Source organism: Nocardiopsis tropica (genome assembly GCF_042660575.1).
Lineage (GTDB): Bacteria > Actinomycetota > Actinomycetes > Streptosporangiales > Streptosporangiaceae > Nocardiopsis > Nocardiopsis tropica.
The window spans coordinates 125,243-151,665 of the sequence record NZ_JBHSUF010000018.1; the positions used below are offsets into that span (position 1 = coordinate 125,243).

The 26,423-nt window shown below is 72.7% G+C and carries 19 protein-coding genes; 10 read left to right on the forward strand and 9 right to left on the reverse strand.

What is annotated here, in order from left to right; genetic code table 11:
• Positions 1–57: 57 nt before the first annotated feature.
• On the reverse strand, positions 58–840 hold the full coding sequence (locus ACFQBR_RS25650; RefSeq protein ID WP_344182816.1) for a TetR/AcrR family transcriptional regulator: 783 nt from the start codon (positions 838–840) through the stop codon (positions 58–60).
• Between the two features lie 149 nt (positions 841–989).
• Here ACFQBR_RS25650 and ACFQBR_RS25655 point away from each other — a divergent pair, with 149 nt between their 5' ends.
• Entirely contained in the window at positions 990–3,212 is a 2,223-nt protein-coding gene (locus ACFQBR_RS25655) for an MMPL family transporter (RefSeq protein WP_344182818.1), read from the forward strand.
• A gap of 180 nt (positions 3,213–3,392) precedes the next feature.
• On the opposite strand, the gene ACFQBR_RS25660 is transcribed toward ACFQBR_RS25655, so the two are convergent.
• Entirely contained in the window at positions 3,393–4,181 is a 789-nt protein-coding gene (locus ACFQBR_RS25660) for an AfsR/SARP family transcriptional regulator (protein WP_267949169.1), read from the reverse strand.
• A 558-nt stretch (positions 4,182–4,739) separates the two neighbouring features.
• Here ACFQBR_RS25660 and ACFQBR_RS25665 point away from each other — a divergent pair.
• The 7 genes from ACFQBR_RS25665 to ACFQBR_RS25695 all read left to right on the forward strand — a co-directional run bounded on the left by ACFQBR_RS25665 (position 4,740) and on the right by ACFQBR_RS25695 (position 15,232).
• Positions 4,740–5,777: a ScbA/BarX family gamma-butyrolactone biosynthesis protein gene (locus ACFQBR_RS25665; protein WP_267949170.1), complete on the forward strand. Its 1,038-nt coding sequence runs from the start codon at positions 4,740–4,742 to the stop codon at positions 5,775–5,777.
• Positions 5,768–6,445 (forward strand): HAD family hydrolase, encoded by a 678-nt coding sequence (locus tag ACFQBR_RS25670; protein WP_344182821.1) that lies wholly within the window; start codon positions 5,768–5,770, stop codon positions 6,443–6,445. Before ACFQBR_RS25665 ends, ACFQBR_RS25670 begins: the two co-directional genes overlap by 10 nt.
• Positions 6,442–8,085 (forward strand): FAD-dependent monooxygenase, encoded by a 1,644-nt coding sequence (locus ACFQBR_RS25675; protein ID WP_344182823.1) that lies wholly within the window; start codon positions 6,442–6,444, stop codon positions 8,083–8,085. The genes ACFQBR_RS25670 and ACFQBR_RS25675 overlap by 4 nt, the downstream gene beginning before the upstream one ends.
• Before the next feature lie 144 nt (positions 8,086–8,229).
• Positions 8,230–10,614, forward strand: a complete 2,385-nt coding sequence (locus tag ACFQBR_RS25680; RefSeq protein WP_344182825.1) for an MMPL family transporter — start codon at positions 8,230–8,232, stop codon at positions 10,612–10,614.
• Positions 10,601–11,770, forward strand: a complete 1,170-nt coding sequence (locus tag ACFQBR_RS25685; protein ID WP_344182827.1) for an alpha/beta hydrolase — start codon at positions 10,601–10,603, stop codon at positions 11,768–11,770. The genes ACFQBR_RS25680 and ACFQBR_RS25685 overlap by 14 nt, the downstream gene beginning before the upstream one ends.
• 53 nt (positions 11,771–11,823) lie before the next feature.
• Entirely contained in the window at positions 11,824–12,990 is a 1,167-nt protein-coding gene (locus ACFQBR_RS25690) for an alpha/beta hydrolase (RefSeq protein ID WP_344182829.1), read from the forward strand.
• Positions 12,991–13,012: 22 nt separating this feature from the next.
• The gene (locus ACFQBR_RS25695; RefSeq protein ID WP_344182831.1) at positions 13,013–15,232 is read left to right on the forward strand and encodes an MMPL family transporter; all 2,220 of its coding nucleotides are present in this window, start codon (positions 13,013–13,015) and stop codon (positions 15,230–15,232) included.
• Positions 15,233–15,285: 53 nt separating this feature from the next.
• On the opposite strand, the gene ACFQBR_RS25700 is transcribed toward ACFQBR_RS25695, so the two are convergent.
• Positions 15,286–15,747, reverse strand: a complete 462-nt coding sequence (locus ACFQBR_RS25700) for a MarR family winged helix-turn-helix transcriptional regulator (protein ID WP_267949177.1) — start codon at positions 15,745–15,747, stop codon at positions 15,286–15,288.
• 78 nt (positions 15,748–15,825) lie between these two features.
• Here ACFQBR_RS25700 and ACFQBR_RS25705 point away from each other — a divergent pair, with 78 nt between their 5' ends.
• A complete protein-coding gene (locus ACFQBR_RS25705) occupies positions 15,826–16,917 on the forward strand; it encodes an NAD-dependent epimerase/dehydratase family protein (protein WP_344182833.1) in 1,092 nt (363 codons plus the stop codon).
• Between the two features lie 50 nt (positions 16,918–16,967).
• Here the strand turns inward: ACFQBR_RS25705 and ACFQBR_RS25710 are convergent, their stop codons facing one another.
• The 6 genes from ACFQBR_RS25710 to ACFQBR_RS25735 form a co-directional block, all read right to left on the reverse strand.
• A complete protein-coding gene (locus ACFQBR_RS25710) occupies positions 16,968–17,828 on the reverse strand; it encodes a hypothetical protein (protein ID WP_344182835.1) in 861 nt (286 codons plus the stop codon).
• A gap of 159 nt (positions 17,829–17,987) precedes the next feature.
• Positions 17,988–20,081: a 3-hydroxyacyl-CoA dehydrogenase NAD-binding domain-containing protein gene (locus ACFQBR_RS25715; RefSeq protein ID WP_344182837.1), complete on the reverse strand. Its 2,094-nt coding sequence runs from the start codon at positions 20,079–20,081 to the stop codon at positions 17,988–17,990.
• Positions 20,078–21,277, reverse strand: coding sequence for a thiolase family protein (locus ACFQBR_RS25720; RefSeq protein ID WP_344182839.1), 1,200 nt, complete (start codon positions 21,275–21,277; stop codon positions 20,078–20,080). The genes ACFQBR_RS25715 and ACFQBR_RS25720 overlap by 4 nt, the downstream gene beginning before the upstream one ends.
• A gap of 355 nt (positions 21,278–21,632) precedes the next feature.
• Positions 21,633–22,637, reverse strand: coding sequence for a tetratricopeptide repeat protein (locus ACFQBR_RS25725; RefSeq protein WP_378554633.1), 1,005 nt, complete (start codon positions 22,635–22,637; stop codon positions 21,633–21,635).
• Between the two features lie 202 nt (positions 22,638–22,839).
• A complete protein-coding gene (locus ACFQBR_RS25730; RefSeq protein ID WP_267950332.1) occupies positions 22,840–24,090 on the reverse strand; it encodes a ribonuclease D in 1,251 nt (416 codons plus the stop codon).
• Between the two features lie 181 nt (positions 24,091–24,271).
• On the reverse strand, positions 24,272–24,847 hold the full coding sequence (locus tag ACFQBR_RS25735) for a DUF3000 domain-containing protein (protein ID WP_267949182.1): 576 nt from the start codon (positions 24,845–24,847) through the stop codon (positions 24,272–24,274).
• A gap of 298 nt (positions 24,848–25,145) precedes the next feature.
• Here ACFQBR_RS25735 and hemE point away from each other — a divergent pair, with 298 nt between their 5' ends.
• Positions 25,146–26,171, forward strand: coding sequence for a uroporphyrinogen decarboxylase (hemE, locus tag ACFQBR_RS25740; protein WP_344182842.1), 1,026 nt, complete (start codon positions 25,146–25,148; stop codon positions 26,169–26,171).
• The last annotated feature ends 252 nt before the right edge of the window (positions 26,172–26,423 follow it).

Consider the following 26,423-nt stretch of genomic DNA (forward strand, 5'->3'; position numbering starts at 1 on the left):
GGGCCGGATACGCCCCGGGGCGAATCCGACAAGGTGCACAGAGCTTCAGTATGGGGCCTAAGGGGGCGTACCGATGGTAACCGGCGTACTGTTCTCCGGCGGCCGGTACCGGACGCCAAGGCCCGCCAACAGGTTCTGAAGCTCGGACTCGAAGAGCGGTTCCATGTCCTGCATCACGAAATCGAGGTGTTGGAACACCTCCATGCACACGACCCCGTACAGGCGCACCCAGCAGCTGCTGAGCACCATGATCGCCTCCACCGGGATGTGCGGCGCGGAGAAGCCGCAGCTGTCGGCGAAGGCGCGCAGCTCGCGGGCGAGCTCGGGGGTGATGCGGTCCCCGTCCGGCAGGGGGAAGCGCTCCTCGGACAGCAGGCGGTCGAAGAGGGTGTAGAAGGTGGCGCCGAACCTGCGCCCGGCCTCCAGCGCCGGGGCCGGGTCGGCCTCCGGGTCCAGGCGGGCGCGCGGGCCGAACATGGTGGCGAACTCGGCCGGGTGCGCCACGGCCCAGGACCGGAAGGCCCGCAGGGAGGTGAGGATGCGCAGGTCCGTCTCCCGGTCGGGCACGCTGGCGTCGGCCTCGGCCACCGCGTCGGCCAGCTCCGTGAACATGTCCGCCGTGATCAGTATCAGCAGCGAGTCGATGCCGGAGACGTAGCGGTACAGGCCGGGGGCGGTCATGCCCATCTCGCGGGCGATGGCCCGCAGTGAGACGCCCGCGGTCCCGTGGTCCACCAGGTGCCGCCGGGCGATGGCCTTGATCTCGGACAGTGTGGCCTCGCGCACACGTTCGCGGCGGCTCGGCCGCCCGTCCCCCCGGGCGAGCTGGGATTTCGTCATGTGCTGCGGTACACCCCGTCTCCGGCGCCCCGCCGGGGCGCTGTGGTCCTCGTTGGCGATATTGACAGCGTAACGCCCGCACGCTTTAGTGAACACCGTTAGCAAACACCGTTGACGGACATGAGGGCCGTTCGCTGAGAGGGCGGCGTATGCCGACACACACCGGACTTTTCGGGCGCCTCGGTCTGGGGGCCCACCGCTGGCGCTGGGCCGTCCTGACCGCCACCGCGCTCTTCGCCGTCTTCGCCGCGGTGTGGGGGTCGGGGGTCTTCTCCGACGTGAGCGAGAGCGGGTTCGAGGACCCGGGGTCGGAGTCCTCCGAGGCCACGCGCCTCCTGGAGGAGGGCCTGGGACACGACGGCGTCGACATCGTCGCGGTCTACCGCAGCGACGAGATCCAGGTGGACAACCCCACCTTCGCCGCGGCCGTGCAGCGCATCGCCGACGGCATGCCCGACACCGTCGCCGACTTCGACGTCTACCTCGACGAGGAACTCCCCGAGACCGAGCGCGGCATGCTCGTGGCCGAGGACATGCACGCGACCTACATCCCCGTGACCCTCACCGGGGAGAGCCACGCCGAACGCCTCCACCAGTACGAGGAGGTCGCCGAGCACCTGGAGTCCAGCACGCTGGAGGTCCACCTGGGCGGCCCCGTCGCGGTCGAGCACGAGCTGTCCGAGACGGCCGAGACCGACATCGTCCGCGCCGAACTCGTCACCCTGCCGGTCCTGCTGCTCCTCCTCGTCGTGATCTTCGGCGGCCTCGTCGCGGGCCTGGTCCCGCTCGCCGTCGGCGGCCTGGCCATCCTCGGCTCCCTGACCGTCCTGCGCGCCCTGACCTACGTGACCGACGTGTCGGTGTTCGCGGTCAACGTCGCCACCATCCTCGGCCTGGGACTGGCCATCGACTACGGCCTGTTCATGGTCAGCCGGTTCCGCGAGGAACTGGGGCGGGGGCGGGCGATCGGCGACGCCGTGCGCCGCACCGTCGACACCGCCGGCCGCACCGTCGCCTTCTCCGGCATCACCGTCGGCATCGCCTTCGCCGGCCTGCTGTTCTTCCCCCAGCCCATCCTCAAGTCGATCGGCTGGGGCGGCATCGCCGTCGTCCTGTTCGACCTGCTGGCCGCCCTGGTCTTCCTGCCGGCCCTGCTCGCCGTGGTCGGCCGGAGGATCAACAGCCTCAGGATCCCCCTGCCCCGGCGCACCGTCACCGGCGCCGTCCACGAGAACGCCGGCGCCTGGGCGCGCCTGGCACGGACCGTCATGCGCGGCCCCGCCGTGTCCCTGGTCGCGGTCGGCGCCGTCCTGCTGGTCTTCAGCTCCGGTCTGGCCTCGACCCAGCTCGGCTCCACCGACCAGCGCTACCTGCCCGGCGACGCGGGCAGCCGGATCGCCACCGAGGCGGTGGCGGAGGACTTCCCGGCGGGCGGTCTGGGCCGCCTCGACGTGGCGGTGGTCGGGGACGCGGGCGAGGAGTCGCTGGAGGGGTACGCCGAGCGCCTGGCGGAGCTGCCCGGGGCCTCGCTCTCCCGGGTCGAGCGCACCGGCGACGGCATCGCCCACGTCTTTGTCGCCTACCAGGGGGAGTCGGACTCCCCGGAGGTCGCGCAGCTGGTGCGCGACGTGCGGGCCGAGCCCGCGCCGGAGGGGGCCGAGCGGACCCTGGTCGGCGGCGTGGCGGCCATGCAGCAGGACAACGTGTCCGCGATCGTCGACTCGGTGCCGACGACGGTGGGCTTCGTCGCCGCCGCGACCCTGTTCCTGCTGTTCCTCGCCTTCGGGTCGATCGTCCTGCCCGTCAAGGCCGTGCTGATGGGCGCGCTGTCGCTGGGCGCCTCCCTGGGCATCGCGGTCTGGGGCTTCCAGGAGGGCGGGTTCGCCGGCCTGCTCGGCTTCGACGCCGTCGGCACGATCGACCCCACCTACCTGGTGCTGATCACGATCGTCTCCTTCGGCCTGGCGATGGACTACGAGCTGTTCCTGCTCAGCCGGGTCCGCGAGGAGTACCTGCGCACGGGGGACAACACCCGGTCGGTGGCGGCCGGCCTCCAGCACACAGGCCAGATCATCACCAGCGCCGCGATCCTGCTCATGGTGGTGCTGCTGGCGATGGGCACCTCGGGCCTGCTGTTCCTGAAGATCATCGGTATCGGCCTGGCCATCGCGGTGCTCGTGGACGCGACCCTGGTCCGCGCGGTCATGGTGCCCGCCACGATGCGCCTGCTCGGCAGCGCCAACTGGTGGCTGCCGCGACCCCTCCGGTGGCTCCACGACCGCGTCGGGATCTCCGAGGGCGGGGACGACGAGGACGCCGCCGCGCCCGGTGACCGGGCACGGGACGGGGACCGGGAGCCCGCCGGGGTCTGACACGGCAAGGAGCGCTCCCCGGCGGCATGCCGCCGGGGAGCGCTGTGCTCTGCGCCTGCCGGGCCGACCGGGCCCGGCGCGTCGGCCGTCGCGTGCGGTCGGGTGCTGTGGTGCTTGTGGTGCTGTGCGTCGGTGCCGGGACGGGGCGCGCTGCCGTCGGGCGGTGTCCGCCGCTCGGGGTCAGGCGTGCGGGGCGGGGATCGGCGCGTGGCGCCGGATGGCGTGGTACAGGTCGTTCAGCTCGGGGCGGGGCGGCATGTTCAGCTCTCCCAGCATCCGTGAGGACAGCCTCTGGTACACGCGTATCGCCTCGGCCGTGCGCCCCGCCTTGTACAGGGCCAGGATCAGCAGCCTGGCCAGGTTCTCCTCCAAGGGGTGGTGGCGCAGGGTGGTGCGCAGCATCCCCACCACGTCGTTGTGGCGGCCGACCTGGATGCTCAGCGCCGCGTACTCCTCCAGCACCACCAGGCGGACGGTCTCCATGAAGTCGCGTTCGTCGTCGAAGGCGATTCCGGGCAGCTCGCCGAGGAGGGGGCCCCGCCACAGGGCGAGGGCCTCCCCGAACATCTCCGCCGCGCGTCCCGGCTCCCCGTGCTCACGGAGGTCGCGCGCGGCTTCGACATGGATGTGGAACAGGGTCAGGTCGAGCTGGTCCAGCCTGGCGACGAGCCGGTAGCCCTCGGACCCGCTCTCGATGCGGACCTGGCGGTGGACCGGGAGGCCGGCCAGGGCCCGGCGCAGGCCCGAGACGTACTTGTGCACCAGGTTGTTGGCGTAGGCCGGATAGGTCGAACCCCAGACCATGCCGATGATGCGCTGCGTGGTCAGTGACTGGTTGGCGTTGATGGCCAGGGCGGCGAGCACCGCGCGCTGCCTGGGGGCTCCCAGGGGGAGGAAGACGGTGCCGTCGGTGACCGCCAGTTCGCCCAGTACGCCCAGGGTGGTGGTCTCAGGCTGTGTTCTGTGCATTCAGGAGCCTTTCCAGCTGACTCTTCCTCGCGTTGACGTGCTCCTGCTTCTTTCGGTTCTCCGGTCCTTCATTCCGGGTTCCGGCGCCGAGAGAATTCCAGGGTCTTGCGGGGTGGAACAGCGCTCCCAGCCGCTTCGGTGCCGCCGGGGGCGCGGCGAGTCGATCATAAACACGCAGGCCATGCCTGTAAGTAATGGATAAGTTCCGCTCCGGCGCCGACCGCGGTGGCTTCGCAGCCCCTGGGGTTACGGACAAGCCCAAGGCCATCTCTTGTGTTGATAGTCACAATCCCATGACGATCATGGTCCTTGATCAATTGCGCGTGCATTTTCGCAGGTGGATGTGCTGTGCGCGGCAAAATGCGAACTTCTTTCGCGATTCGCCTTCAGGTCTTGTTCAGGGCTCCTTCAGGGCGCCTCCGGATACTCGGTCCTGTGCGGAGGCGGCCCGTGGCCCGCCCGCCCCGACACGGGAACCACCCTTCTTTGCCGTTCCGAACCTCGTCCCCCGACGCGGAGACGCCTCCCGCCCGGGGAACGTGAACGAAAGGGAAGCACATGAACCACGCAACGACCAGCGCGCAGCCGGCCGCCACCGGGGCCAGCGACCGCGTCACCCTCGCCGGGCTCGACCCCGAGCACGCCGAGGTCCGCGAACTCGACTACGACTCGACGGTGCCCCGGGGGCTCGTCCACCGCAACGCCGTCTCCGAGGTCTTCGTCACCGACTCCCAGCAGACGGGGGAGAGCACCTTCGACGTGGCCGCCCAGCTCCCCCGCGGCCACGTCATGCTGGAGTCGACCGCCTACGACCTGCCCCTGATCCTGGAGGCGTGCCGCCAGACCGGCGTGCTCATCTCCCACCGGCACCTGAACGTCCCCATGGACCGGGCGTTCATCATGCAGCGCATGTCGCTGGACATCACCGACCTCGACGGTCTGCGCCAGGGCTCCGAGCCCGGCCGGCTCCTGGTCCGGACCGAGGCCGACCTCTACCGCAACCAGGCCGGGAAGCTGCGCGGATACGACTTCCGGGGCGACGTCCTGCTGAACGGCACCGAGGTCGCCAAGGCCACCGGCGCGCTCATCTTCGTCAGCAAGCTCACCTACCAGGCACTGCGCAGCAAGGGGCGCAACGCCCTGGACTGGAGCGCGGGACCCGCGCCCCGCGCGGTCCCCGCCCGGCCCTCGGTCGTCGGCCGGCGCGACCCGCGCAACGTCGTCATCACCGAACCGGTGCAGCGCGGCGAGGAGGGCTGGAGGGCCACCGTGGTCCCCGACCACAGCCACCCCCACCTGTTCGACCACCCGCTGGACCACCTGCCGGGCAACCTGCTCATCGAGGCCGCCCGCCAGCTGGCGGTCGCGGCCGTGGCGCGCTCCAGCGGACTGGACCCGGCCACCCTGGCCCCCGTCTCGGTGGAGGCGTCCTTCTCCTCGTTCTCCGAGAACGACCTCGCCTCCGTCGTGGAGGCCGACCTGGTCCCCTTCCGCAGCGACGAGCGGTTCGGCCCGGTCATGGGCGCGGACGTCCGCGTCATCCAGCAGGGCGTCGCGGGCAGCACCTTCCGGATCGAGGTGGCGCAGTGGTCCTGAAGCGCATCGAGGCCGTCGTCTGCGACTACGGCGGCGTGCTCACCAACCCGCTCATCGAGACCCTGGAGCACTTCGCCGGGGCCGCGGGGCTGACCCCCGACGCCATCCTCACCGCGATGGGGGCCGCCGCCGAGCGCAACGGCGCCGACCCCATGGCGCTGCTGGAGGTCGGGGCCATCACGGAGGCGGACCTCGTCTCGCAGGTCACCGCCGAGCTCCCCGAGGGGGGATGGGCGCTGCCCGAGGGCCGGACCTTCGGCGAGGCCTGGTTCGCCGGGCGCACCGGGAACCGGGAGTTCGCCGAGTTCCTGGGCCGGCTGGGCGGGGACGGCTACCGCATCGCCCTGCTCACCAACAACGTCATCGAGTGGGAGGAGCTGTGGCGGGCCACCGTCCCCGCCGACGACCTCTTCGAGGTCGTGGTGAACTCCGCGCACGAGGGCGTGCGCAAACCCGACGCCGAGATCTACGAGCGCCTCCTCGCGCGACTGGACCTGACGCCCGACCGCTGCCTCTTCGTGGACGACCTGGAGGCGAACCTGGAGCCCGCGGCCAGGATGGGCATGGCCACGGTCCGCTTCCGCGACAACGCCCAGGCGATCGCCGACGTGACCGCGCTCCTGGACGCGGCGGGCGAGCCCAGGCGAGCGGCGGAGGGGGTCCTGTGAGCGCCCCCGGCCCGCAGCCGCAGCCGCAGGTGCTGGTGGTCGGCGCCGGGCCCACCGGGCTCGCCGCCGCGTGCACCCTGCTCCAGAACGGCGTGTCCTGCCGCGTGGTCGAACGCCGCGCGGGGGTCGCCGAGGAGCCCAAGGCGCTCATCCTGTGGAGCGGGGCCCTGGAGGTCCTGCGCAGGCTCGGCGTCCACGAGAGGGTGATCGGCCAATCCCTCCCGCTGGCGTCGGCGTCCTACTTCTCCGGCGGACGCAGGATCGGCGGGGTGCGCTTCGGCGGTCTGGAGGGGACCGCCTTCCCCGGCCCGGTCTGCCTGCCCCAGCCCGGCACCGAGCAGGCGCTCTACGACCGCCTCCTCGAACTCGGCGGGTCCGTCGAGTGGTCCACCCAGGTCCACTCGGCGGAGCCGACGGGGGAGGGCGTGCGGGTCGTCCTCGGTCCCTCGGGGGACCCGGACGGCCGGGAGGAGGTCTCCGCGGCCTGGGTGGTGGCCGCGGACGGCAGCCGCAGCGCGGTCCGCGAGTCGCTCGGCGTGGCCTTCGAGGGCGACACCTACGACCGCGTGTTCCTGCTCAGCGACGGGGTGGTGAGCGGCCCCGTGCCCGAGAAGGAGGCCCAGTACCACCTCACCCCCGACGGGGTGCTGGTGATCGTGCCGCTGCCGGGCGGCGGGCACCGGGTGTTCTTCGACGTCGCCCCGGACGGGGACACCGAGCCGCCCGGCGACGAACTGCTCGCCCGGCTGCTCGCCGAGCGGGGACCCGCGGGGATGCGCATCGAGAGCGTGTGGTGGCGCAGCCGCTTCCGGGTCCACGCCCGGGTGGCGCGCGAGTTCCGGCGCGGGCGCGTGCTCATCGCCGGGGACGCGGCCCACCTGCACAGCCCGGCGGGAGGCCAGGGGCTCAACACCGGCATCCAGGACGGTTTCGACCTGGGCTGGAAACTGGCCTCCGTGCTCCGGGGCGCCCCGGAGGGGCTGCTGGACAGCTACCCGCTCGAACGCCGGCCCACCGCCCAGGCGGTGGTGCGCAGCGCGGACCAGCAGACCCGCACGTGGATGGTGCGGGCGCCCCTGGCGCGCCTGGTCCGCGACACGCTCATGCGCACGCTCTCGGCGTCGGGCCTGCTGGAGAAGCGGCTGGTGCCGCAGTTGGCCCAGATCTCCCCGGACCTGCGGGAGAGCCCCGCCGTCACCGCGCCCCCGCCCGGCTGGCGGGAGCGCGAGGCGGTGGGAAACGCGGTCCCGGGCCGGCGGATCGGCGACGCGCCGCTCGTCCCCGCGGCCGGGACCAAGGCCGAGAGCCTGCACGACTACCTCGCCTCCGGGCGGCAGGCGCTGCTGGTCGGCGGCTCCTCCCGGAGGGCCGCCGACGCGGCGGCCGAGCTGAGGCGCGCGGTCCCCGAGGACGTGGACGTGCTCCTGCTGACCGGCCGCGACGGCGCGGCGCCCGACCCCGCGGCCCACGACGTGGCCCGGTGGGGCGGGCCCCCGGGGGGCGGGGCCGGGCGCGAGTGGGTGGTGCACGTGCGCCCGGACGCGGTGGTCGCCTCGGTCGCCGTCCTGGACCCCGGCTGGCGGGCGGAGGTCTTCCTCGGCTCCGCGCCGCTGCCGCGGGTCCAGCACTCCCCCAAGTAAACGATATGTGAACCCTATTGTTTAGGTGAATGATCGTCGCATGCTTATACGATACTGTGGCGACGACGGTACACGCCGTGGCGGTCGGGGCCTTCCGACCGCCACCGGCGGTCCCGCGCGCACAAGAAGAACGGGGGTGGCACGATGCTCGACGCGTTGACCGGGCTGACCACGCGCAGACCCTGGTGGGTGCTGTTCGCCGCCCTGCTGGCCGTGGTCGGGGCCGTGGTCCTGGGCTCCGGGGTCGCGGACCGGCTCCGCGCGGGGCAGGGCACGGAGGACCCCCTCTCCGAGTCCGCCCTGGCGGGCGACGTCCTGGAGGAGCACTTCCCCGACAGCCGGCCCAACCTGATCCTCCTGGTCGAGGCCGAGGCGGGGGTGGACGACCGCGAGGTCGCCCGCAGGGCGCTCGGACTGGCCGAGGGGCTGGCCTACGAGGACGCCGTCGCAGGCGTCACCTCCTACTGGCAGACCGGCTCCGAGGAGCTCAAGTCCGACGACGGCTCCCGCGCCCTCATCGCCGCCCATGTGAGCGGCACGGAGGACGAGGCGGGGCCCGCCGTCGCCGCGATCGCGGAGGCCTACGGAGGGGAGCACGGCTCCCTCACCGTCAGCGTCGGCGGGCAGACCGCCGTCCTGAACGACATCGAGTCGACCATCGCCGAGGACCTCCTGCGCTCGGAGCTGATCGCCCTCCCCCTGACCCTGCTCATCCTGGTGTGGGTCTACGGCAGCGTCGTCTCGGCGGTCCTCCCCCTGCTGGTCGGGGTGGTCGCCATCATCGGGACCAACGCCGCCCTCTACGTGATCGCCGGGTTCACCGACGTGTCGGTCTTCGCCCAGAGCCTCACCATCGCCCTCGGGCTGGGCCTGTCGATCGACTACGCCCTGCTCATGGTGCGCCGGTTCCGGGCCGAGCTGGCCGCCGGGGCCGACCCGCCCACGGCCACCGCCGTCACCGTCCGCACGGCCGGGCGCACGGTGGTCTTCTCCGCACTGGCCATCTCCGCCGCCCTGGCCGCGATGCTGCTCTTCCCGCTCTACTTCCTGCGCTCCTTCGCCTACGCGGGCGTGACGGTGGTGGCGCTGGCGGCCCTCGCCTCACTGGTGGTGCTCCCGGCCCTGCTCACCCTCCTCGGCCACCGCGTCAACTCCCTGGACCCGCGCCGCCTGCTCCGCCGCCGCACCGGCGCGGCCGAACCCCTCTCCCCGGAGGACGCCGCCGACCGGCGCTGGCAGCGGCTCACCCGCCTCGTCATGCGCCGCGCCCCCCTCTTCGCCTCCGTGTCGCTCATCGTCCTGGTCGTCGCCGGGCTGCCCTTCCTCCGGGTGGAGTTCGGCATGGCCGACGACCGCCAGCTGCCCGCCGAGACCGAGTCGCGCCAGGTCATGGACGTCATCCGCGACGATTTCAGCTCGACCGCGACCGGAGCGGTCGACGTGCTCGTCCACAGCCCCCCGCAGGACACCGACGCCGCCGCCCTCGACGCCTACGCCTCCGCCCTGTCCTCCCTGGACGACGTCGACGAGGTCCGCTCGCCCCTGGGCGTGTACTCCGACGGCGCCAACACCCGGGCCCGCACCCCCGTGGACGCCCTGCGCGAGTCCGACGACCTCGCCTACCTCCAGGTGATGCCCGACCCCGGGGTGGAGGACATCTCCCCCCAGAGCCAGGACCTGGTCCGCGCCATCCGCGCGGTCGACACCCCGCTGGAGACGTCCGTCTCCGGCCAGGCCGCGGCCGTCGTGGACGCGCAGGCCGCGATCGCCGAGCAGATCCCGCTCGCGCTGACGGCCGTCGTCGTGAGCATGCTCGTCCTCGTCTACCTGCTCACCGGCAGCCTGGTCCTGCCGCTGCTGTCCGTGCTCTTCAACGCGCTCAGCCTCACCGCCATGTTCGGCGCGGTGGTCTGGATCTTCCAGGACGGCAACCTGAGCGGGCCGCTGGGATTCACCCCCACCGGGTTCATCGACACCGCCCTGCCCGTCCTCATGTTCTGCATCGCCTTCGGCCTGTCCATGGACTACGGCGTCTTCCTGATGTCCAGGATGCGCGAGGAGTACGACCGGGTGGGCGACCACCGCGCGGCCGTCGAACTCGGCCTCCGGCGCACCGGCGGCATCATCACCGCGGCGGCCGTCACCCTGGCGGTCGTCCTGCTCGCCATCGGCGCCTCCCGCGTCACCAACACGATGATGCTCGGCTGGGGCGTGGCCCTGGCGGTGGTCGTCGACGCCACCGTCGTGCGCTGCTTCCTGGTGCCCTCGGTGCTGCGCATGACCGGGCGGGCCACCTGGTGGGCCCCCGAGCCGCTGCGCCGCTTCCACCGGGCCTTCGACGCGACCCTCGGCGAGGGCGCGGCCGAGCCCGTCCGCCCGCACGGGCCAGGCGGGGACGCACCGGACACCGGGGCGGCCCCCTCCTACACCACGACCGGCCGCCCCGCGACCCCGGAGGAGGGCCCCGCGCCCGCCCCGGTCGCGGAGCCCGACAGGAAGAACACCGAGGTGGCCCATGTCCGGGACTAGGAAGGCCCTGATCGCCGGGGCCGGCGCCGCCGCCGTGGCCGCCGCCGTGCTCGTGCTGCTGCCCGCGGGCGGCTCCGGGACCTCCGCGGCGCCCGTGCCCACGGCGGAGGAGCGGGCCGAGGCCACCGCGCGCCGGATGGCCGGAGCCGACATCGTCGACGTCCCCGTCTCCTTCACCGTCACCAACGGCAACGACTCCCGGCTGCCGTGCAACAGCGACGGCGGCGAGTACACCCTCCGGGGGCACCTGACCGCCCCGGCGGCGGCACTCGCGCAGGAGGACTCCGCCGTCACCGTCTACCAGCACGGACAGGCGGCGGGGGAGTGGTTCTGGCGCATGGACGAGCCCGGCCTCCACCACGCGGAGGAGATGGCCCTGCTCGGCCAGGCCTCCCTCACGCTGGACCGGCTCGGCTACGGCTCCAGCGACCGCCCCGACGGCATGGCCCTGTGCCTGGGGAGCCAGGCCGACATGGCGTCGCAGGTCATCGCCCAGGTCCGCGAGGGCGACTACACGGTCGGGGACCCCGCGGCGCTGGACGGCGGCGTCCCGGCCTTCGACCGGGTCACCCTGGCCGGGCACCACAGCGGCGCCCAGATCGCCCAGATCACCGCCTATTCCTTCGAGGGGGCCGGGGCGCCCGACGCCCTGGTCCTGATGGCCTGGAGCGGCACCGGCGTCACCGACCGCGCCAACGCCCGCTTCTTCGGCGGCCTGGCCTCCTGCATGCAGGGAGGGGTCCCCGCCGACGCCGGCGCGGGTCCGCCCGACCCGGACGGGGACGACCCCGCCGGATACACCTACGTCGACGTCGGCGACACGTCCTTCACCAGGGCCAACTTCCACGACACCTCCACACCGGCCGCCGCGCTCGCCGCGTCCCTCCAGGACCGCACCCCCTGCGGGGACCTCGGGACCCAGGTGGAGGCACTGTCCACCGACATGCGCCGCGTGGACCGCATCGACGTCCCCGTCCTCTTCGCCTTCGCCGAGGACGACACCCGGGTGGGCGAGGGGGCCTCGCACGCCGCGCTCTTCACCGGGGCGCCGGCGAGCGAGACCGTCACGGTCGCCGGCGCCGGCCACTACCTCGTCCTCGAACCGGGCGCCGCCGCCCTGCGCGAGGACCTCGCCGCATGGCTGGAGGAGCGGTGAACCGCACGGGACCCCGCCGCCCGACCGGCGCCCACGCACGCCAAGGAGCACCCATGACCCGCCCCCTCGGACGCGCCGCCCGCCTGGCGGCCGCCGTCGCCGCGGCCCTCACCGTCGCGGCCACCACGGCCGCGGCCCCCGCGGTCCCCGGGCCCCTTCCCGGGACCGCGTCCGGGGCCCCGCACGCGGGAGCTCCCGGGGCGGCGGGAACCGCCGTGCCCGCCGCCCCCGCCGAACTCCCCGAGGGGGTGGTGGACCTCCCCGTGGAGTTCACGGTCGACAACGTCAACCGCACCCGCGGCCGGTGCTCCGCCGACGGGGAGGAGTACACCGTGCGCGGCCACCTCACCGCGCCGGCCGAGGTCCTGGAGGCCGAGGCCCCGGCCGTGACCCTGCTGGTCCACGGCACCAACACGGGCGAGTGGATCTGGCGGCTGGACGTCGAGGGGCGCAACTACGTCAACGAGCTGGCCGCCCGCGGCCACGCCTCGGTCACCATCGACCGCCTCGGCTACGGGTCCAGCGACATCCCCGACGGCTTCGCCAGTTGCAGCGGGGCCCACGCCGACATCGCGAACCAGGTGGTCGGGCAGCTCCGCGAGGGGGCGTACGGGGTGGAGGGGGGCGAGCCCGCCGCCTTCGACACCGTGGTCATGGGCGGCCACTCCAGCGGCGCCCTGGTCGCCGAGACCGCCTCCGTCTCCTTCGGCGACGTGGACGGCCTGCTCCTGACCGGGTGGGCGGCCGTGGGCATCACCGACGACACCAACCGGCGCTTCCTCACCGCCTACCAGACCTGTCTGGAGGGCGGCGAGGAGCACGCCGAACCGGGCGACCCCCGCGGCTACGTCCACTTCGACCCCACCCTGGAGGACTTCCGCGAAGGGGGGCTCGGCGCCGACGCCGACCCCGCCGTGGCCGCCGAGGTGGAGGAGCACTGGGGCCGCAACCCCTGCGGCGTCATGATCTCCGAGCCCATGGCGATCCTCTACGACCTGGACCTGGTCGGGGAGATCGACGTCCCCGTCCACCTGGTCTTCGGCGCCCACGACGTCCTCCGCCAGGGCGTCGAGGGCTATCCCGGGCTGTTCACCTCCAGCCCCGACGTCACCGCCACCACCCTGGACGACGCCGGCCACTTCGTGACGGTCGACGCCGGATCCGAGCTCCTGTACGAGACGGCTGCCGCGTGGTTGGAGCGGCACGCCCCCACCTCCTGACCCTGGAAGGCGAACACACACGATGGCCTCGTCACCGACGACAACCTCACCACCGAGCACAGAAGGGGCCCCGCCGGGGCGCCCCCCGTTCCTGACCCGGCTCGGGGAGGGCCTGGCCCGGCGCCCCGGCCGGGTGATCCTGGCCTGCATCGCGCTGGCCCTGGTCAGCCTGGTCCTGGCGGCCGGGACCATGGACCGACTGCTCCTCAGCCGCTTCGAGAGCCCGGGCTCGGAGTCGGAGCGGGTCGAGCAGCTGCTGGAGGACGGCTTCGGCACCGGCAAGCACCACTTCCTGCTCCTGGTCACCGCCCAGGGCGGCGACGTGGACGCCCCGCAGGTCGTCGAGGCGGCGACCGCGCTGGAGCGGGAGCTGGCCTCCCGCGAGGAGGTCGCCGAGACCGCGTCCTACTGGGGCCGGGGCGACTCCCCCGCGATGCGCTCCGAGGACGGGTCCCAGGCGCTGATCACCGTCCGCATGGAGGGGACCGTCACCGAGGCGCGCACGGCGCTCGGCGAGATCTCCCCGGAGTTCACCCGCGACGACGAGGTCCTGCGCGTGGAGGTGGGCGGCGGCGACGAGATCTTCCGCCAGGCCGCCCAGCAGGCGCAGGCCGACTTCATCCGCGCCGAGCTGATCATCTTCCCGCTGGTGTTCGTCCTGCTGCTCCTGATCTACCGCAGGGTCTCCGTCGCCGCACTGACCCTGGCCATGGGCCTCTTCTCGGTGATCGCCACGCTCGCGCTGCTGCGCGGCGTCACCTACTTCACCGACGTGTCCACCTTCGCCGCCAACCTCACGCTGGTCATGGGCGTGGGACTCGGCGTCGACTACAGCCTGTTCGTCATCAACCGCTTCCGCGAGGAGCTCGCCAGGGGGAGGGAGGTCCCCGAGGCGGTCACGCTGGCGGTGGCCAAGGCCGGGCGCACCGTCTTCTTCAGCGGACTGACCGTCGCGGTCGCGCTCTCCTGCCTCATGCTCTTCCCGTTCCCCTTCCTCCAGTCCTTCGCCTACTCGGGCGTGGGGGCCGTGGTGACGTCGGTCTTCGCGGCGCTGGTCATCCTGCCCGCCGCGCTCGCCAAGGTCGGGCACCGCGTGCGCCCCAAGCGCGAGCCGGACCCCGACAGCGGGTGGTGGCACTCCACCGCCCTGAGGATGATGCGCCGGCCGATCCTGTGGGGCCTGCCCGCGCTGGGCCTGGTGCTCCTCCTGGCGGCCCCGGCCACGGGGCTCGACTTCGGCCTGCCCGACGCCCGCGTGCTGCCCCAGGGCAACTCCAGCCGCGACGTCCAGGACCAGATCGAGACCAACTTCGTCCAGGAGGAGATGGACGCGGTGCAGGTCCTGGTGGACACGCCCGGAGGGGCCGGCACGGCCGCCCTCGGCGAGTACGCGCAGGCCCTGTCGCAGGTGGAGGGCGTCTACCAGGTGGACGCGCTCACGGGCCGCTACACGGGCGGCCAGGAGGTCGCGGGGCCCGAGCCCGGGGCCGACGACAGGTTCGGCTCGGCCGAGGCCACCTGGTTCTCCGTGGTGCCCAGCTCCGACGCCCTCACCGACGTCGAGGACCTGATCGAGCGGATCCGGGACGTGCCCGCACCCGGCGACACGCAGATCGGCGGCTACCCGGCCGACCTGACCGACTTCCGCGAGGCCCTGCTGGGCCAGGTGCCGCTGGTGTTCGGGCTCATCCTCGCGATCACCTTCGTCATCCTGTTCCTGATGACCGGGAGCATCCTGCTGCCCGCCAAGGCGATCGTGCTCAACGTGCTCAGCCTCGCGGTGATGTTCGGGGTCCTGGTGTGGATCTTCCAGGAGGGGAACCTGTCGGGGGTGCTGGGCTTCACCGCCAACGGCACGCTGGAGACGACGTTCCCGATCCTGATGTTCTGCATCGCGTTCGGGCTGTCGATGGACTACGAGGTGTTCATGATGTCCCGGATCAAGGAGGAGTACGACCTGACCGGGGACAACACGAGGGCGGTCGCGGCCGGGCTCCAGCGCAGCGGCCCGCTGGTCACGGCGGCGGCGGTCATCCTCGCCGCCTCCTTCGCCACCTACGCCGTCTCCGACGTCCTCTACCTGATGATGCTCGGCATCGGCATGGCGGTGGTGATCCTGGTGGACGCCACCCTCATCCGCGGCGTGCTGGTGCCGGTGTTCATGCGGTTGGCCGGCCGCGCCAACTGGTGGGCGCCGGCCCCGCTGAAGCGCGTGCACGCGCGCTTCGGGATCTCCGAGTAGGACGCCCCGCGTGTCGGGGGCCGCGCGCGGCCCCCGACACCGTCCCCTCCCGGCTACTCCTGCTTGGTCACCCGGGGGTGGGTGGCGAGCAGGCGCCCCGCCAGCTCGTGCAGGGTCCTGACCTCCTGTTCCGACAGCGTGGCGAAGAATTCCGACTCCGCCTCGGCGACGGTCTCGCGGGCCTCCTCCAGGATGCGCGCCGCCTTCTCCGTCGTCGTCACGATGTAGCGCCGCCGGTCCCGGGGGTTGCGCTCCCGGACGGCGAGCCCCTGCTCCTCCAACCTGTCGACGAGCCCCACCATCACGTTGGGATCCACGCCCAGGACCCGGCTCAGCTCCTTCTGGGAGGGGTTGGACATCGACGCCGCCGCGGACAGGACGTGGAACTCGCGCGAGGAGATCTGCTGGGGTCCGAAGATCGACGCGGTGGTCGCCTGGGCCAGTTCGCCCAGCTTGATCAGCCGGAAACCGGTCGTGTGCCACAGGGGGGTGTCCCACTCGGCCGCGTTCTCCATAACTCGGTCACCCTCACTCCATAAATAATCACGAGTAATGATTATAGATCAACTATATAATATTTGGGATGTGAAACCATGGCGGACACCCACACCACACCGCTCCCGGCGAGGGAGAGGGCCCTGGTCACCGGCGCGACCGGTCTCCTGGGCAGCAACATCGTGCGACTCCTGCTGAAGCAGGGGCAGGAGGTCGTCGCCCTGGTCCGCGACCTGGACCGCGCCCGTACGCTACTCCCCGCCGATCCCCGCCTGCGCCTGGCCCCGGGCGATGTCACCGATCCCGACTCCTACCGCTCCCTCTTCGCGGGGGTGGACGAGGTCTTCCACACCGCCGCCTACTTCCGCGAGTACTTCCAGGACCCCTCCCTCACCGAGCCCCTGGAACGGGTCAACGTCACCGGGACGCGACTGGTCCTGGCCGCGGCGGCCGAGGCGGGGGTGCCGGTGTTCGTCCACACCAGCTCCATCAACACGCTGGCTCTGCGCGGTCCCGAACAGCCCGCCGACGAGTCGACCCCGCCCCCGGCGAAGTACGCGGGGCTCCGGGTCTCGGAGTGCTACCCCTCCAGCAAGGTCCGCGCCGAGCGGGCCGTGGACGAGATGATCCGATCGGGGCGGACCGGGTCCACCCGCGTCTCGGTGGTCCTGCCGGGGTGGATGTGGGGGCCCGGCGACGCCGGGCCCACCTCCTCGGGACGCCTCTTCCTCGGCGTGGCCAAGGGGGCGGTCAAGGCGGTGCCCCGGCTGTCCAACTACGTGGTGGACGCCCGCGACGTGGCATTCGCCTGCGTGGCCGCCGCCCGCGTGGGCCGGCACGACCGCTACGTGGTGGCCGGGGTCAAGCGGTCCGTGCCGGGGCTGACCGGGGCGGTCGCCACCGAGACGGGCGTGCGCCCGCCCCGGGCGGTCCCGGCCGGGCTGGCACTGGCCGCGGCGTCGCTCATGGAGCTCCAGGCCCGCCTGGGCGGCGGCGAGCCGACGGCGACCCGCGCCGGGGTGCGGGTCCTGCGCGAGGGCGAGGACCGGCACATCACCTCGGGGCTGGCCGAGCGGGACCTGGGCGTGGAGTTCCGCTCCGTCGCCGAGACCGTCGCCGCGACGGACGCCTGGTACCGGCAGCAGGGGACGCTGCCCGCGGGGCCGCTCCGGGCGGCCACCGTCCGCTGAACGGCGGCGGGTCCGGGCTCCGAGGCGCCCGGACCCGCCCCGGGCTCAGGTCACTCGTCGAACAGCTCGTCGATGTGGGTGATGGCGGCGGATTTCTCGGCCCACGCGGCGAGTTGGCCGACGTCGCGGCAGCGGCTGATCCGCTCGCGCGCCCCGTCCGGGATGTCGATGCCCTGGGCCCCGAGGATCCTCAGGAGCATGTCGGCCTCACCCTCGGCCCTGAGACTGTCGGCCCAGGTGCTGCTGTACTCGTACGTGTCCGCCATCATGAGTGTCTCCAGTGCCTTCTGTCCGTTGGTGTCGACGAGCAGGTGCAGCGAGTATCCAATGTACTTCGCCGCCTTCTCCGGGTCGATGACGCTCAGGCCGCTGTGCAGGGCGTCCAGCACGTCGGTCCTTCCGGCCCCGTGAGCCGCCGCCGACAGCACTCCCAGGGTCGGTGAGACGGCGACCGTCCCGGGGTCGGTGACGACGGGGATGTCGTCCGGACCCACCACGATGGGGTGGAGGGCGAAGCCGGGATGGCCCAGGCGGATCGGTTCGGCGTACCAGTCGGCCACGGACTGCCGGGGGCAGACCGCCAGGAGCATGACCGGGCACTCGTGCCTGGACCGCAAGCTGGCTACGTATTCGGGCCAGGTGAAGCGTTTTCGCTCCTTCTGATCGCGCTGGACCTCCACGACGATGCCCATCAGGTGGTCGTGGGGACCGTCGGGGCCGGGGCCGCGCAGCATGATCGCGATGTCGGAACGGCGCTCCACGGGATCGACGTGGCCGAGGTCGCACGAGGTGACCTCGCTCCGTTCGTAGTCGGGAACGTTCACGCCGAGGTCGCGCAGGAAGCCGACGGCCATGTCCGGCGCGTCGGCGAACAACTCGGCGTATATCTGGTGCTCAGGGGAGATTGCCACGAGGCAGACATTGCACAGGGTTACTGATCAGTATGTTCGAGTAGTCGAAATGTCTGTGAAGTGCGATTTCGCGGTCCCGGGGAACGCGAACGGGCCCGGCCGCCCCCGCTGTTCCGACAGGGGTGGCCGGGCCCGTCCGCGTCCGGCGGCGCTCCTCGGTCAGAACGCCTTCGGGGCGCCCTCGTGGAACCGCTTGCCGTTCACGGCCTCGGACACGCCGACCTTGTCCAGGTACGGCGTGATGCCGCCGGTGTGGAACGGCCAGCCCGCGCCGGTGATCAGGCACAGGTCGATGTCGGCGGCCTCGGCCACGACACCCTCGTCCAGCATCAGCCGGACCTCCCGGGCCATCGCGCGCAGCGCCCGGTCCAGGATCTCGCTCTCCTCGGACGGCTTGTCGCCTCCGGTGAACAGCTCCCGCACCTCGGGGTCGATGGTGAAGTCCGGTGCGAAGATCGCCGTCTTGCCCGCCTTGACGATCTCGGCCAGCTCGGCGGAGACCGCGAAGCGCTCGGGGAACGCCTCGTGCAGGGTCTCGGACACGTGCAGGGCGACCGCGGGGCCGACCAGCTGGAGCAGCAGGAGCGGCGACATCGGCAGCCCCAGGGGCGCGACCGCGCGGTCGGCGACCTCGGGCTCGGTGCCCTCGCCCACGGCGCCCAGGACCTCGCCCATGAACAGGGTGAGCAGGCGGTTGACCACGAACGCCGGGGCGTCCTTGCACAGGACGGCGGTCTTCTTCAGCTTCCGGGCCGTGGCGAACGCCGTGGCCAGGGAGGCGTCGTCGGTCTTCTCGCCGCGGACGATCTCCAGCAGCGGCAGGACGGCGACCGGGTTGAAGAAGTGGAAGCCCACGACCCGCTCGGGGTGGCGGAGGCCGGAGGCCATCTCGGTGATCGACAGCGAGGAGGTGTTGGTCGCGAGGATCGCCTCGGGGGAGACCACCGCCTCCACCTCGGCGAACACCTGCTGCTTGACCTCCATGTTCTCGAACACGGCCTCGATGACGAAGTCGGCGTCCGCGAACGCGTCCTTGGTCAGAGAGCCGCTGACCAGGGCCTTGAGGTGGTTGGCCTTGTCGTTGCCGATCCGGCCCTTCTTCAGGAGCTTGTCGATCTCGCCGTGGACGTAGGCGACGCCCTTGTCCAGGCGCGCCTGGTCCAGGTCGGTCATGACGACGGGGACGTCGAGGCGGCGGGCGAACAGCAGCGCCAGCTGTCCGGCCATCAGCCCGGCGCCGACGACGCCGACCTTGGTGACCTTGCGGGCGAGCGACTTGTCCGGGGCGCCGGCGGGGCGCTTGGCGCGCTTCTGCACCAGGTCGAACGCGTACAGGCCGGCCTTGAGCTCGTCGCTCATGATGAGGTCGGCGAGCGCCTCGTCCTCGGCGGCGAAGCCCTCGTCACGCGTGCGGTTCCTGGCCTCGGCGACGAGCTCGACGGCGCGGGCCGGGGCCGGGGCGGCGCCGTGCAGCTTGCCCTCGACGGTGAAGCGGGCCATGTTGACCGCGTTGTCCCAGGCCTCGCCCTCGTCGACCTCGGGGCGCTCGACGACGACGTCGCCCTTGAGGACCTTCGCGGCCCAGCGCAGGGACTCCTCGACGAAGTCGGCGGGGTCGAACATCGCGTCGGCGATGCCCATCTCGAAGGCCTGCGGGCCCTTGAGCATCTTGTTCTGGGCCAGCGGGTTGTCGATGACGACCTTGAGGGCCTTCTCGGCGCCGATCAGGCGGGGCAGCAGGTACGTGCCGCCCCAGCCGGGCACCAGGCCGAGGAAGGTCTCGGGCAGCGAGAGCGCCGGCACGCCCGAGGAGATGGTGCGGTAGGTGCAGTGCAGCGCCACCTCGACGCCGCCGCCCATGGCCGCGCCGTTGACCAGGGCGAAGGTGGGCACGTGCAGCTCGCCGAGCTTGCGGAACACGTCGTGCCCCAGCTTGCCGATGGCCAGGGCCTGCTCGCGGGTCCGGATCGCCGGGACGCCGGTCAGGTCCGCGCCGACGGCGAAGATGAACGGCTTGCCCGTGACGGCCACGGCCGCGATGTCGGTGCGCGCACGGGCGGCCTCGATCGCGGCGTCCAGGCTGAGGAGCCCGCCGGGGCCGAAGGTGTTGGGCTTGGTGTGGTCGTGGCCGTTGTCCAGGGTGATCAGGACCGCCGTGCCCGCGCCGTGGGGGAGCTCGACGTCGCGGGAGATCGCGTTGGTGACGACCTCGTCCTTGAACAGCTTCCGCGCCTGCTCGATCGCGTTGCTCACTTGCCCCCCTCGTAGTTGGTGTTCTCCCACAGGACGGTCCCGCCCATGCCGAGGCCGACGCACATGGTGGTGAGGCCGTACCGGACGTCGGGGCGCTCGGCGAACTGGCGCGCGAGCTGCATCATCAGGCGCACGCCGGACGAGGCGAGCGGGTGCCCGATGGCGATGGCGCCGCCCCACGGGTTGACGCGGGCGTCGTCGTCGGCGAGGCCGAAGTGCTCCAGGAAGGCCAGCACCTGGACGGCGAAGGCCTCGTTGATCTCGATGAGGCCGACGTCGTCGATCGAGATGCCCTGGCGGGCGAACAGCTTCTCGGTCGCGGGGACGGGGCCCACGCCCATGACCTCGGGCTCGACACCGGCGAAGGAGAAGTCGACCAGGCGCATGCGGGCGTCGAGGCCGAGCTCCTCGGCGACGTCCTCCGCGGCCAGCAGGGCGCCGGTGGCGCCGTCGTTGAGGCCCGCGGCGTTGCCGGGGGTCACGTTGCCGTGCGAGCGGAACGGGGTCTTGAGGCCGGCGAGCGACTCCATGGTCGTGCCGGGGCGCGGGGGCTCGTCCCGGGTGGCCAGGCCGTAGCCCTTCTCCAGGGAGCGGACCAGCATCTCGACCAGGTCGGGCTGGATCTTGCCGTCGGCGTAGGCCTTGGCGACCTTCTCCTGGCTGCGCACCGCGTAGGCGTCGGCGCGCTCCTTGGTGATGCTCGGGAACCGGTCGTGCAGGTTCTCGGCGGTGTTGCCCATGACCAGTGCGGACGGGTCGACCAGCTTCTCGGAGACGATCCGCGGGTTGGGGTCGACCCCCTCACCCATGGGGTGGCGGCCCATGTGCTCCACGCCGCCCGCGATCACCACGTCGTAGGCGCCGAAGGCGATGCCCGCGCCCGAGGTGGTGACGGCGGTGAGCGCTCCCGCGCACATGCGGTCGACGGAGTAGCCGGGGACGCTGCGCGGCAGCCCGGCGAGGATCGCGGCGGTGCGCCCGATCGTGAGGCCCTGGTCGCCGATCTGGGTGGTGGCGGCGATGGCGACCTCGTCGACGCGCTCCGGCGGCAGGCCGGGGTTGCGGCGCATCAGTTCGCGGATGACGCGGACGACCATGTCGTCGGCGCGCGTCTCGGCGTAGAGGCCCTTGCCTGACTTGCCGAACGGGGTGCGCACCCCGTCGACAAACACGACATCGCGGGCAGTTCGCGGCACGATGGGCCCTCCTTCTCCAAGGGTGAGTGGACTTGTTGCGCCCATGCTACTCGTCAGTAACAAATTGTGCGAGCGGCGGGGCCGACGTCTTCGCGACATCCTGGGAACGGGTCCGGCCCATGGCCGCCGGCGGCGGTCTCCGACCCGGCGCGGTGCGGCCCCGGCACGCGCCGGCGCCCCGGGGCGGACCGCTGCGGGTTCGGGCGCAGGGGCCGCGGGGTGCGCGCCGCCGCTCCGCACCGGCCCGAGGCCTTGCGGGGACCGCGGCCGGGACCCGGCGCGCACACGCGTCGGGGCCGGGGTGGTCCACCCCGGCCCCGATCGGACCCCTTCGCCTTCCGCCCCGCCTGCGCCGTCAGAGCAGCGCGTTGGCCTCGCGGTGGCGCCCGGCCGCGTTGTAGGCGCCGGCCAGGTCGCGGCGCAGCCGCAGGGTCAGGCGCCGCACCTCCGGGTCGCCGGAGGAGTTCAGCGCCACCCGGTAGGCCTCGCGCAGGCTCTCCACCGCCTCGTCGGTGCGGCCCGCCTGCGTGTAGGCGCGGCCCAGCCGGTGGTGCACCGCCAGGGTGTCCAGGTGGCCCTTGCCCAGGCGGCGGCGCCGCGCGGCCAGGACCATGCGGAGCTGGTTGATCGCCTCGTCGTAGCGCCCGGACATGTTGTGCGCCGCGCTCAGCCCCAGCCGCAGCTCCTCGCGCCGCTCGGTCGAGGCCACGTCCTCGATCGCCTGCTGGTAGTGCGCGACCGCCGCGTCCAGGCGGCCGCTGCGCCGGTAGCAGACGGCCAGGCGCATGCGCGCCTCCACGGTGTCCTCGTCGGAGGCGCCGAACTGGCGCTCGCGCTCGCGCAGCAGCAGCTCCCACTGCCCGGAGGCGTCCGCCGGGCGCCCGGCGTCCTCGTAGGCCCAGGCCAGGTTCTCCCGGATGATCTCGGTGCGCGGGTGCTCGTCGCCGAAGACCGCGACCGCCTCGGACAGCGCCAGCTCGAACTGCTGCACCGCCGCCTGGCGGCGCCCCATCTGCGCGTACTTGGTCGCCAGGTTGTTGCGGGCGGTGATGGTGTCGGGGTGCTCGGTGCCCAGCCGCTCCACGAGGGAGCGCAGGGCGCGCTCCAGGGAGGCGGCCCGCATGCCCGACGTGGGCGCGGGGGCGCCGTCCGGGGTGCTCTCGGAGCGCTCCTCTGCCAGGGAGAGCGTCTCGAACCCCCCGCCGCCGACGGGGGCCGGACTCGGCACAGGGGTCTCGGCCGGACGGGTCACGGACCGTTCCTCGCGAGCGGGTACGGCGCTGGCGGAATCGGCGGACCGTGTCCTGGTCGCACCCGTCAACCCGGTCTCGCGCAGCAACGCACGCCAGAACGACAGCAGACTCACCACATTTCCCTGATCGCGCAACCGCGGCCTCGCAGCCGACGGCCGTCACACCCGTAAGAGGTCAAGAAGCCCTGATATTCCAAGGCACGTTTCTATAACTTAATCGGACACGGGGCTACGGAACAGGCGTCAAACACCCTTATGGGTCGGTGACTTCCGTCACGTTTGGATTGATTGGGTGAGAAGCGGGTAAACGCTAGCTTTTCTCCGCGTCCCGCAAGGCCGTGGCCAGGGGTTCCGCGGTCAGGCCCACCTGCCACTCACGTGCCCCGCGCTCGCGCAGGAAAACCCCCACGGCGTCGGGGTCCACGGTCTCCGGGGGCGCCCAGGCGAGCCGGCGGACCGTGTCCGGCAGCAGGAGGTTCTCCGTCGGCATCACGATCTCCTCGGCGATGCCCGTGACCGTGGTCCGCGCGGCCTCCAGCCTCCGCGCGGCCTCGGGGGCCCGGTCCGCCCAGCGGTTCACCGGCGGCGGGCCGTCGCCCGGCGCGTTGGGCCGGGGCAGGTCGGCCTGCGCCATGTCGCGCGCGCGGTTGACCGCCTTGATCCACGTCGTCAGGTAGCGGCGGGCGAGCTTGATCCCGAACTGCCGGATCTTGGCCAGGTCGGTCGTGGAGCGGGGCATCGTCGTCGCCGCCTCCACGATCGCCGCGTCCGGGAGCACCCGCCCGGGCGAGATGTCCCGCTCCTGGGCGATGCGGTCGCGTTCGTACCAGAGCTCGCGCACGGCGGCCAGGGCGCGCTGGTTGCGCACCCGGTGGATGCCCGAGGTGCGGCGCCAGGGGTCGGTCCGCGGCTCCTTGGGCGGAGCCGCCAGGACCGCGGCGAACTCCTCGCGGGCCCAGCCGAGCTTGCCGGTCTCCTCCAGCTCGGCCTCCAGGGAGTCGCGGAGCTCGATGAGGATCTCCACGTCCAGGGCCGCGTACCGCAGCCAGTCCTCGGGGAGGGGGCGCTGCGACCAGTCCACCGCGGAGTGCTCCTTGGCGAGCCGGATGTCGAGCATCCGCTCCACCATGAAGCCCAGGCCCACCCTGGGATGGCCCAGGAGCCGCCCGGCCAGCTCGGTGTCGAACAGCCGCTTCGGGCGGAGGTTGACCTCGGACAGGCACGGCAGGTCCTGGTGGGCGGCGTGCAGCACCACCTCGGCCTCGCCCACCGCCGCGTCGAGCCCGCTCAGGTCCGGGCACGCGATGGGGTCGATCAGCGCCGACCCCGCGCCGTTGCGGCGCAGCTGGACGAGGTAGGCCCGCTGTCCGTACCGGTAGCCGGAGGCGCGCTCGGCGTCCACCGCCACGGGGCCCGTGCCGGCGGAGAGCGCCGCGATGACACCGGCCAGGGTCTCGGCGTCGGCGGTGACCTCGGGCAGGCCCTCACGGGGTTCCCGCAGCAGGGGCGCCCTCTCAGCGTCGTCGTCGCCTGGTTCGCGGGGGTCTGTCTTGGAGTTCAACGCGTTCGCCACACCACTACGGTATGCGCTGTCGCCACCGGACGTGGAAATCGGGTGGCTTCCGCGCAGCCGCGCACCCCTCCGCGCGCCCGGCCCCCGCCACCCGGGAGCCGGGGCCCCGCGGGCACGGGAACGGGCCGCCGGGCGCGCACCGCCGCCCCGGCGGCCCGACCGCCCCGGGTCAGGGTCGCGAACGCTGGCGGCGTATGTCGGCGACGTCCAGCGGGGGCAGCCCCGCCGCGGAGGCGAGCAGCGCCGCCCACGCGTCGGCGTGCACGGACAGGTCGTCCGACTCCGGGGTCCACGAGGCGCGCATCTCGACCTCGGTGGTGGAGCCCTGGTCCGACTTCGTGCCGAAACCCTCGGTGGTCGCGCGGGTGACGGTGCCGCTCAGGGTGTGGTGCGTGGCCGCACTCGCCTCCAGGGCGTCGGTGAGCCAGCTCCACGCGACCGGTCCGAGCAGCGGATCGGTCGCGATGTCCGACTCCAGTTCGGAGTTGACCTGGCAGACCACTCGGAAGGGGCCGGGCCAGTCGCGGGTGTTCTCGGGGTCGTACAGCACGATGAGACGGCCCCAGGCGACCTCCTCGCCGTCCACCGTCACCTCGGCGGACACGGCGGCGGAGTGGGGGGCCAACCGCTGGGGGGCGGGTATCTCCCGGACGGTGATCTCGGGGCGGTGGAGGGGTGAGTGCAGGGCCTCGACCGCTCGCCGGAACGTCTCATGCGCGTCCTCGGCGCTACCGACATCGGGCATGGTGGAAACGTCAGCCTTCGTTCTCTGGTGATCACGCACCGGCGGGTGTCGTCTGAACGTGCTCCGCCGTCCCGCCGCGGGCGGGGGGAGGGGCACGCACCCGACCGTGGCACGAGTCACCGGTCGCGGGTCGGAGTTGGAGCGGCGTGTCGGTGTTTTGTGATGATCTTGGGACCGGGTCGCCTTCTACCGCGCCGGTTCGGGACCTTCGGCCGTCCCGGGGCCCCGCCGCCGCCACCCCGCTCGGGCGATCCGAGTGGGAGTACCGGGGAGGGCATGGCACGATCGAGGGGTGACCCTGCAAGAATCTCCTTTCCTCCGCGCCTGCCGGCGCCTTCCCGTGACCCACACGCCGGTGTGGTTCATGCGCCAGGCCGGGCGCTCCCTGCCCGAGTACCGACGGGTGCGCGCCGACGTCCCGATGCTTGAGGCGTGCGCGCGCCCCGACATGATCACCGAGATCACGATGCAACCGGTGCGCCGGTACGACGTCGACGCCGCGATCTTCTTCAGCGACATCGTCGTGCCGCTCAAGGCCATCGGCATCGACCTCGACATCAAACCCGGGGTCGGCCCCGTGGTCGCCGACCCGATCCGGGAGGCGACCGGGGTCAAGCGGCTCCGCGAGATCGAGCCCGACGACCTGACCTACGTGACCGAGGCGGTCGGCCTGCTGGTCGACGAGCTGGGCGACAAGCCGCTCATCGGATTCGCGGGCGCCCCGTTCACCCTGGCCTCGTACCTCATCGAGGGCGGCCCGTCCAAGAACCACGAGCACACCAAGGCGCTCATGTACGGCGAGCCCGAGCTGTGGGACGAGCTGATGCGCCGCCTGGCCACCATCACGCTGGGCTTCCTGCGCACCCAGATCGAGGCGGGGGCCAGCGCGGTCCAGCTCTTCGACTCCTGGGTCGGGGCGCTCAGCGCCGAGGACTACCGCGCCTCCGTGCTCCCGTACACGTCGTGGATCTTCAGCCAGCTCAGCGAGTACGAGGTGCCGCGCATCCACTTCGGCGTGGGCACCGGCGAGCTCCTCGGCCTGCTCAGCGAGGCGGGGGCCGACGTCGTGGGCGTGGACTGGCGGGTCCCCCTGGACAAGGCCGCCCAGCGCGTCCAGCCGGGCACCGCGCTCCAGGGCAACCTGGACCCCGCGACGCTGTTCGCGCCCTGGGAGGTCGTCGCCGAGCGGACCCGCGACATCCTCTCCCGCGGCCGCGCCGCGGACGGGCACATCTTCAACCTGGGCCACGGGGTGCTGCCGAGCACCGACCCGGACGTGCTCCAGCGCCTCACGGCGTTCGTGCACGAGGAGACCGCCGTCTAGACGACGCGTGCGCTCCCGGACCGGACACGGCGGGAGCCCCCGGCAGCCGGGGACCGCGGCACACATCGGCGGCGCCCGCCCCTCGGGGCCGGGCGCCGCCGCGCGCGGTCAGCCGCCGCTGCCGTCCTTCGCGCCGGTCCCCTCCCCGGGGTCCTCGCCGTCGGCGGTCCCGGACGGCGCGGGGGACGCTGCCGCCGCGGCGCTCCCGCCGCCGGCCGCCCGTTCCGGCGCACCGCCGCCGGGCTTGCGCGG

Excerpts from the sequence above, each read along its gene's own strand:
- ACFQBR_RS25685 (WP_344182827.1), top strand. The coding sequence starts at position 10,601 with ATGTCCGGGACTAGGAAGGCCCTGATCGCCGGGGCCGGCGCCGCCGCC.
- ACFQBR_RS25650 (WP_344182816.1), bottom strand. The coding sequence starts at position 840 with ATGACGAAATCCCAGCTCGCCCGGGGGGACGGGCGGCCGAGCCGCCGC.
- ACFQBR_RS25665 (WP_267949170.1), top strand. The coding sequence starts at position 4,740 with ATGAACCACGCAACGACCAGCGCGCAGCCGGCCGCCACCGGGGCCAGC.
- ACFQBR_RS25690 (WP_344182829.1), top strand. The coding sequence starts at position 11,824 with ATGACCCGCCCCCTCGGACGCGCCGCCCGCCTGGCGGCCGCCGTCGCC.
- ACFQBR_RS25700 (WP_267949177.1), bottom strand. The coding sequence starts at position 15,747 with ATGGAGAACGCGGCCGAGTGGGACACCCCCCTGTGGCACACGACCGGT.
- ACFQBR_RS25655 (WP_344182818.1), top strand. The coding sequence starts at position 990 with ATGCCGACACACACCGGACTTTTCGGGCGCCTCGGTCTGGGGGCCCAC.
- ACFQBR_RS25705 (WP_344182833.1), top strand. The coding sequence starts at position 15,826 with ATGGCGGACACCCACACCACACCGCTCCCGGCGAGGGAGAGGGCCCTG.
- ACFQBR_RS25660 (WP_267949169.1), bottom strand. The coding sequence starts at position 4,181 with ATGCACAGAACACAGCCTGAGACCACCACCCTGGGCGTACTGGGCGAA.
- ACFQBR_RS25735 (WP_267949182.1), bottom strand. The coding sequence starts at position 24,847 with ATGCCCGATGTCGGTAGCGCCGAGGACGCGCATGAGACGTTCCGGCGA.
- ACFQBR_RS25695 (WP_344182831.1), top strand. The coding sequence starts at position 13,013 with ATGGCCTCGTCACCGACGACAACCTCACCACCGAGCACAGAAGGGGCC.
- ACFQBR_RS25680 (WP_344182825.1), top strand. The coding sequence starts at position 8,230 with ATGCTCGACGCGTTGACCGGGCTGACCACGCGCAGACCCTGGTGGGTG.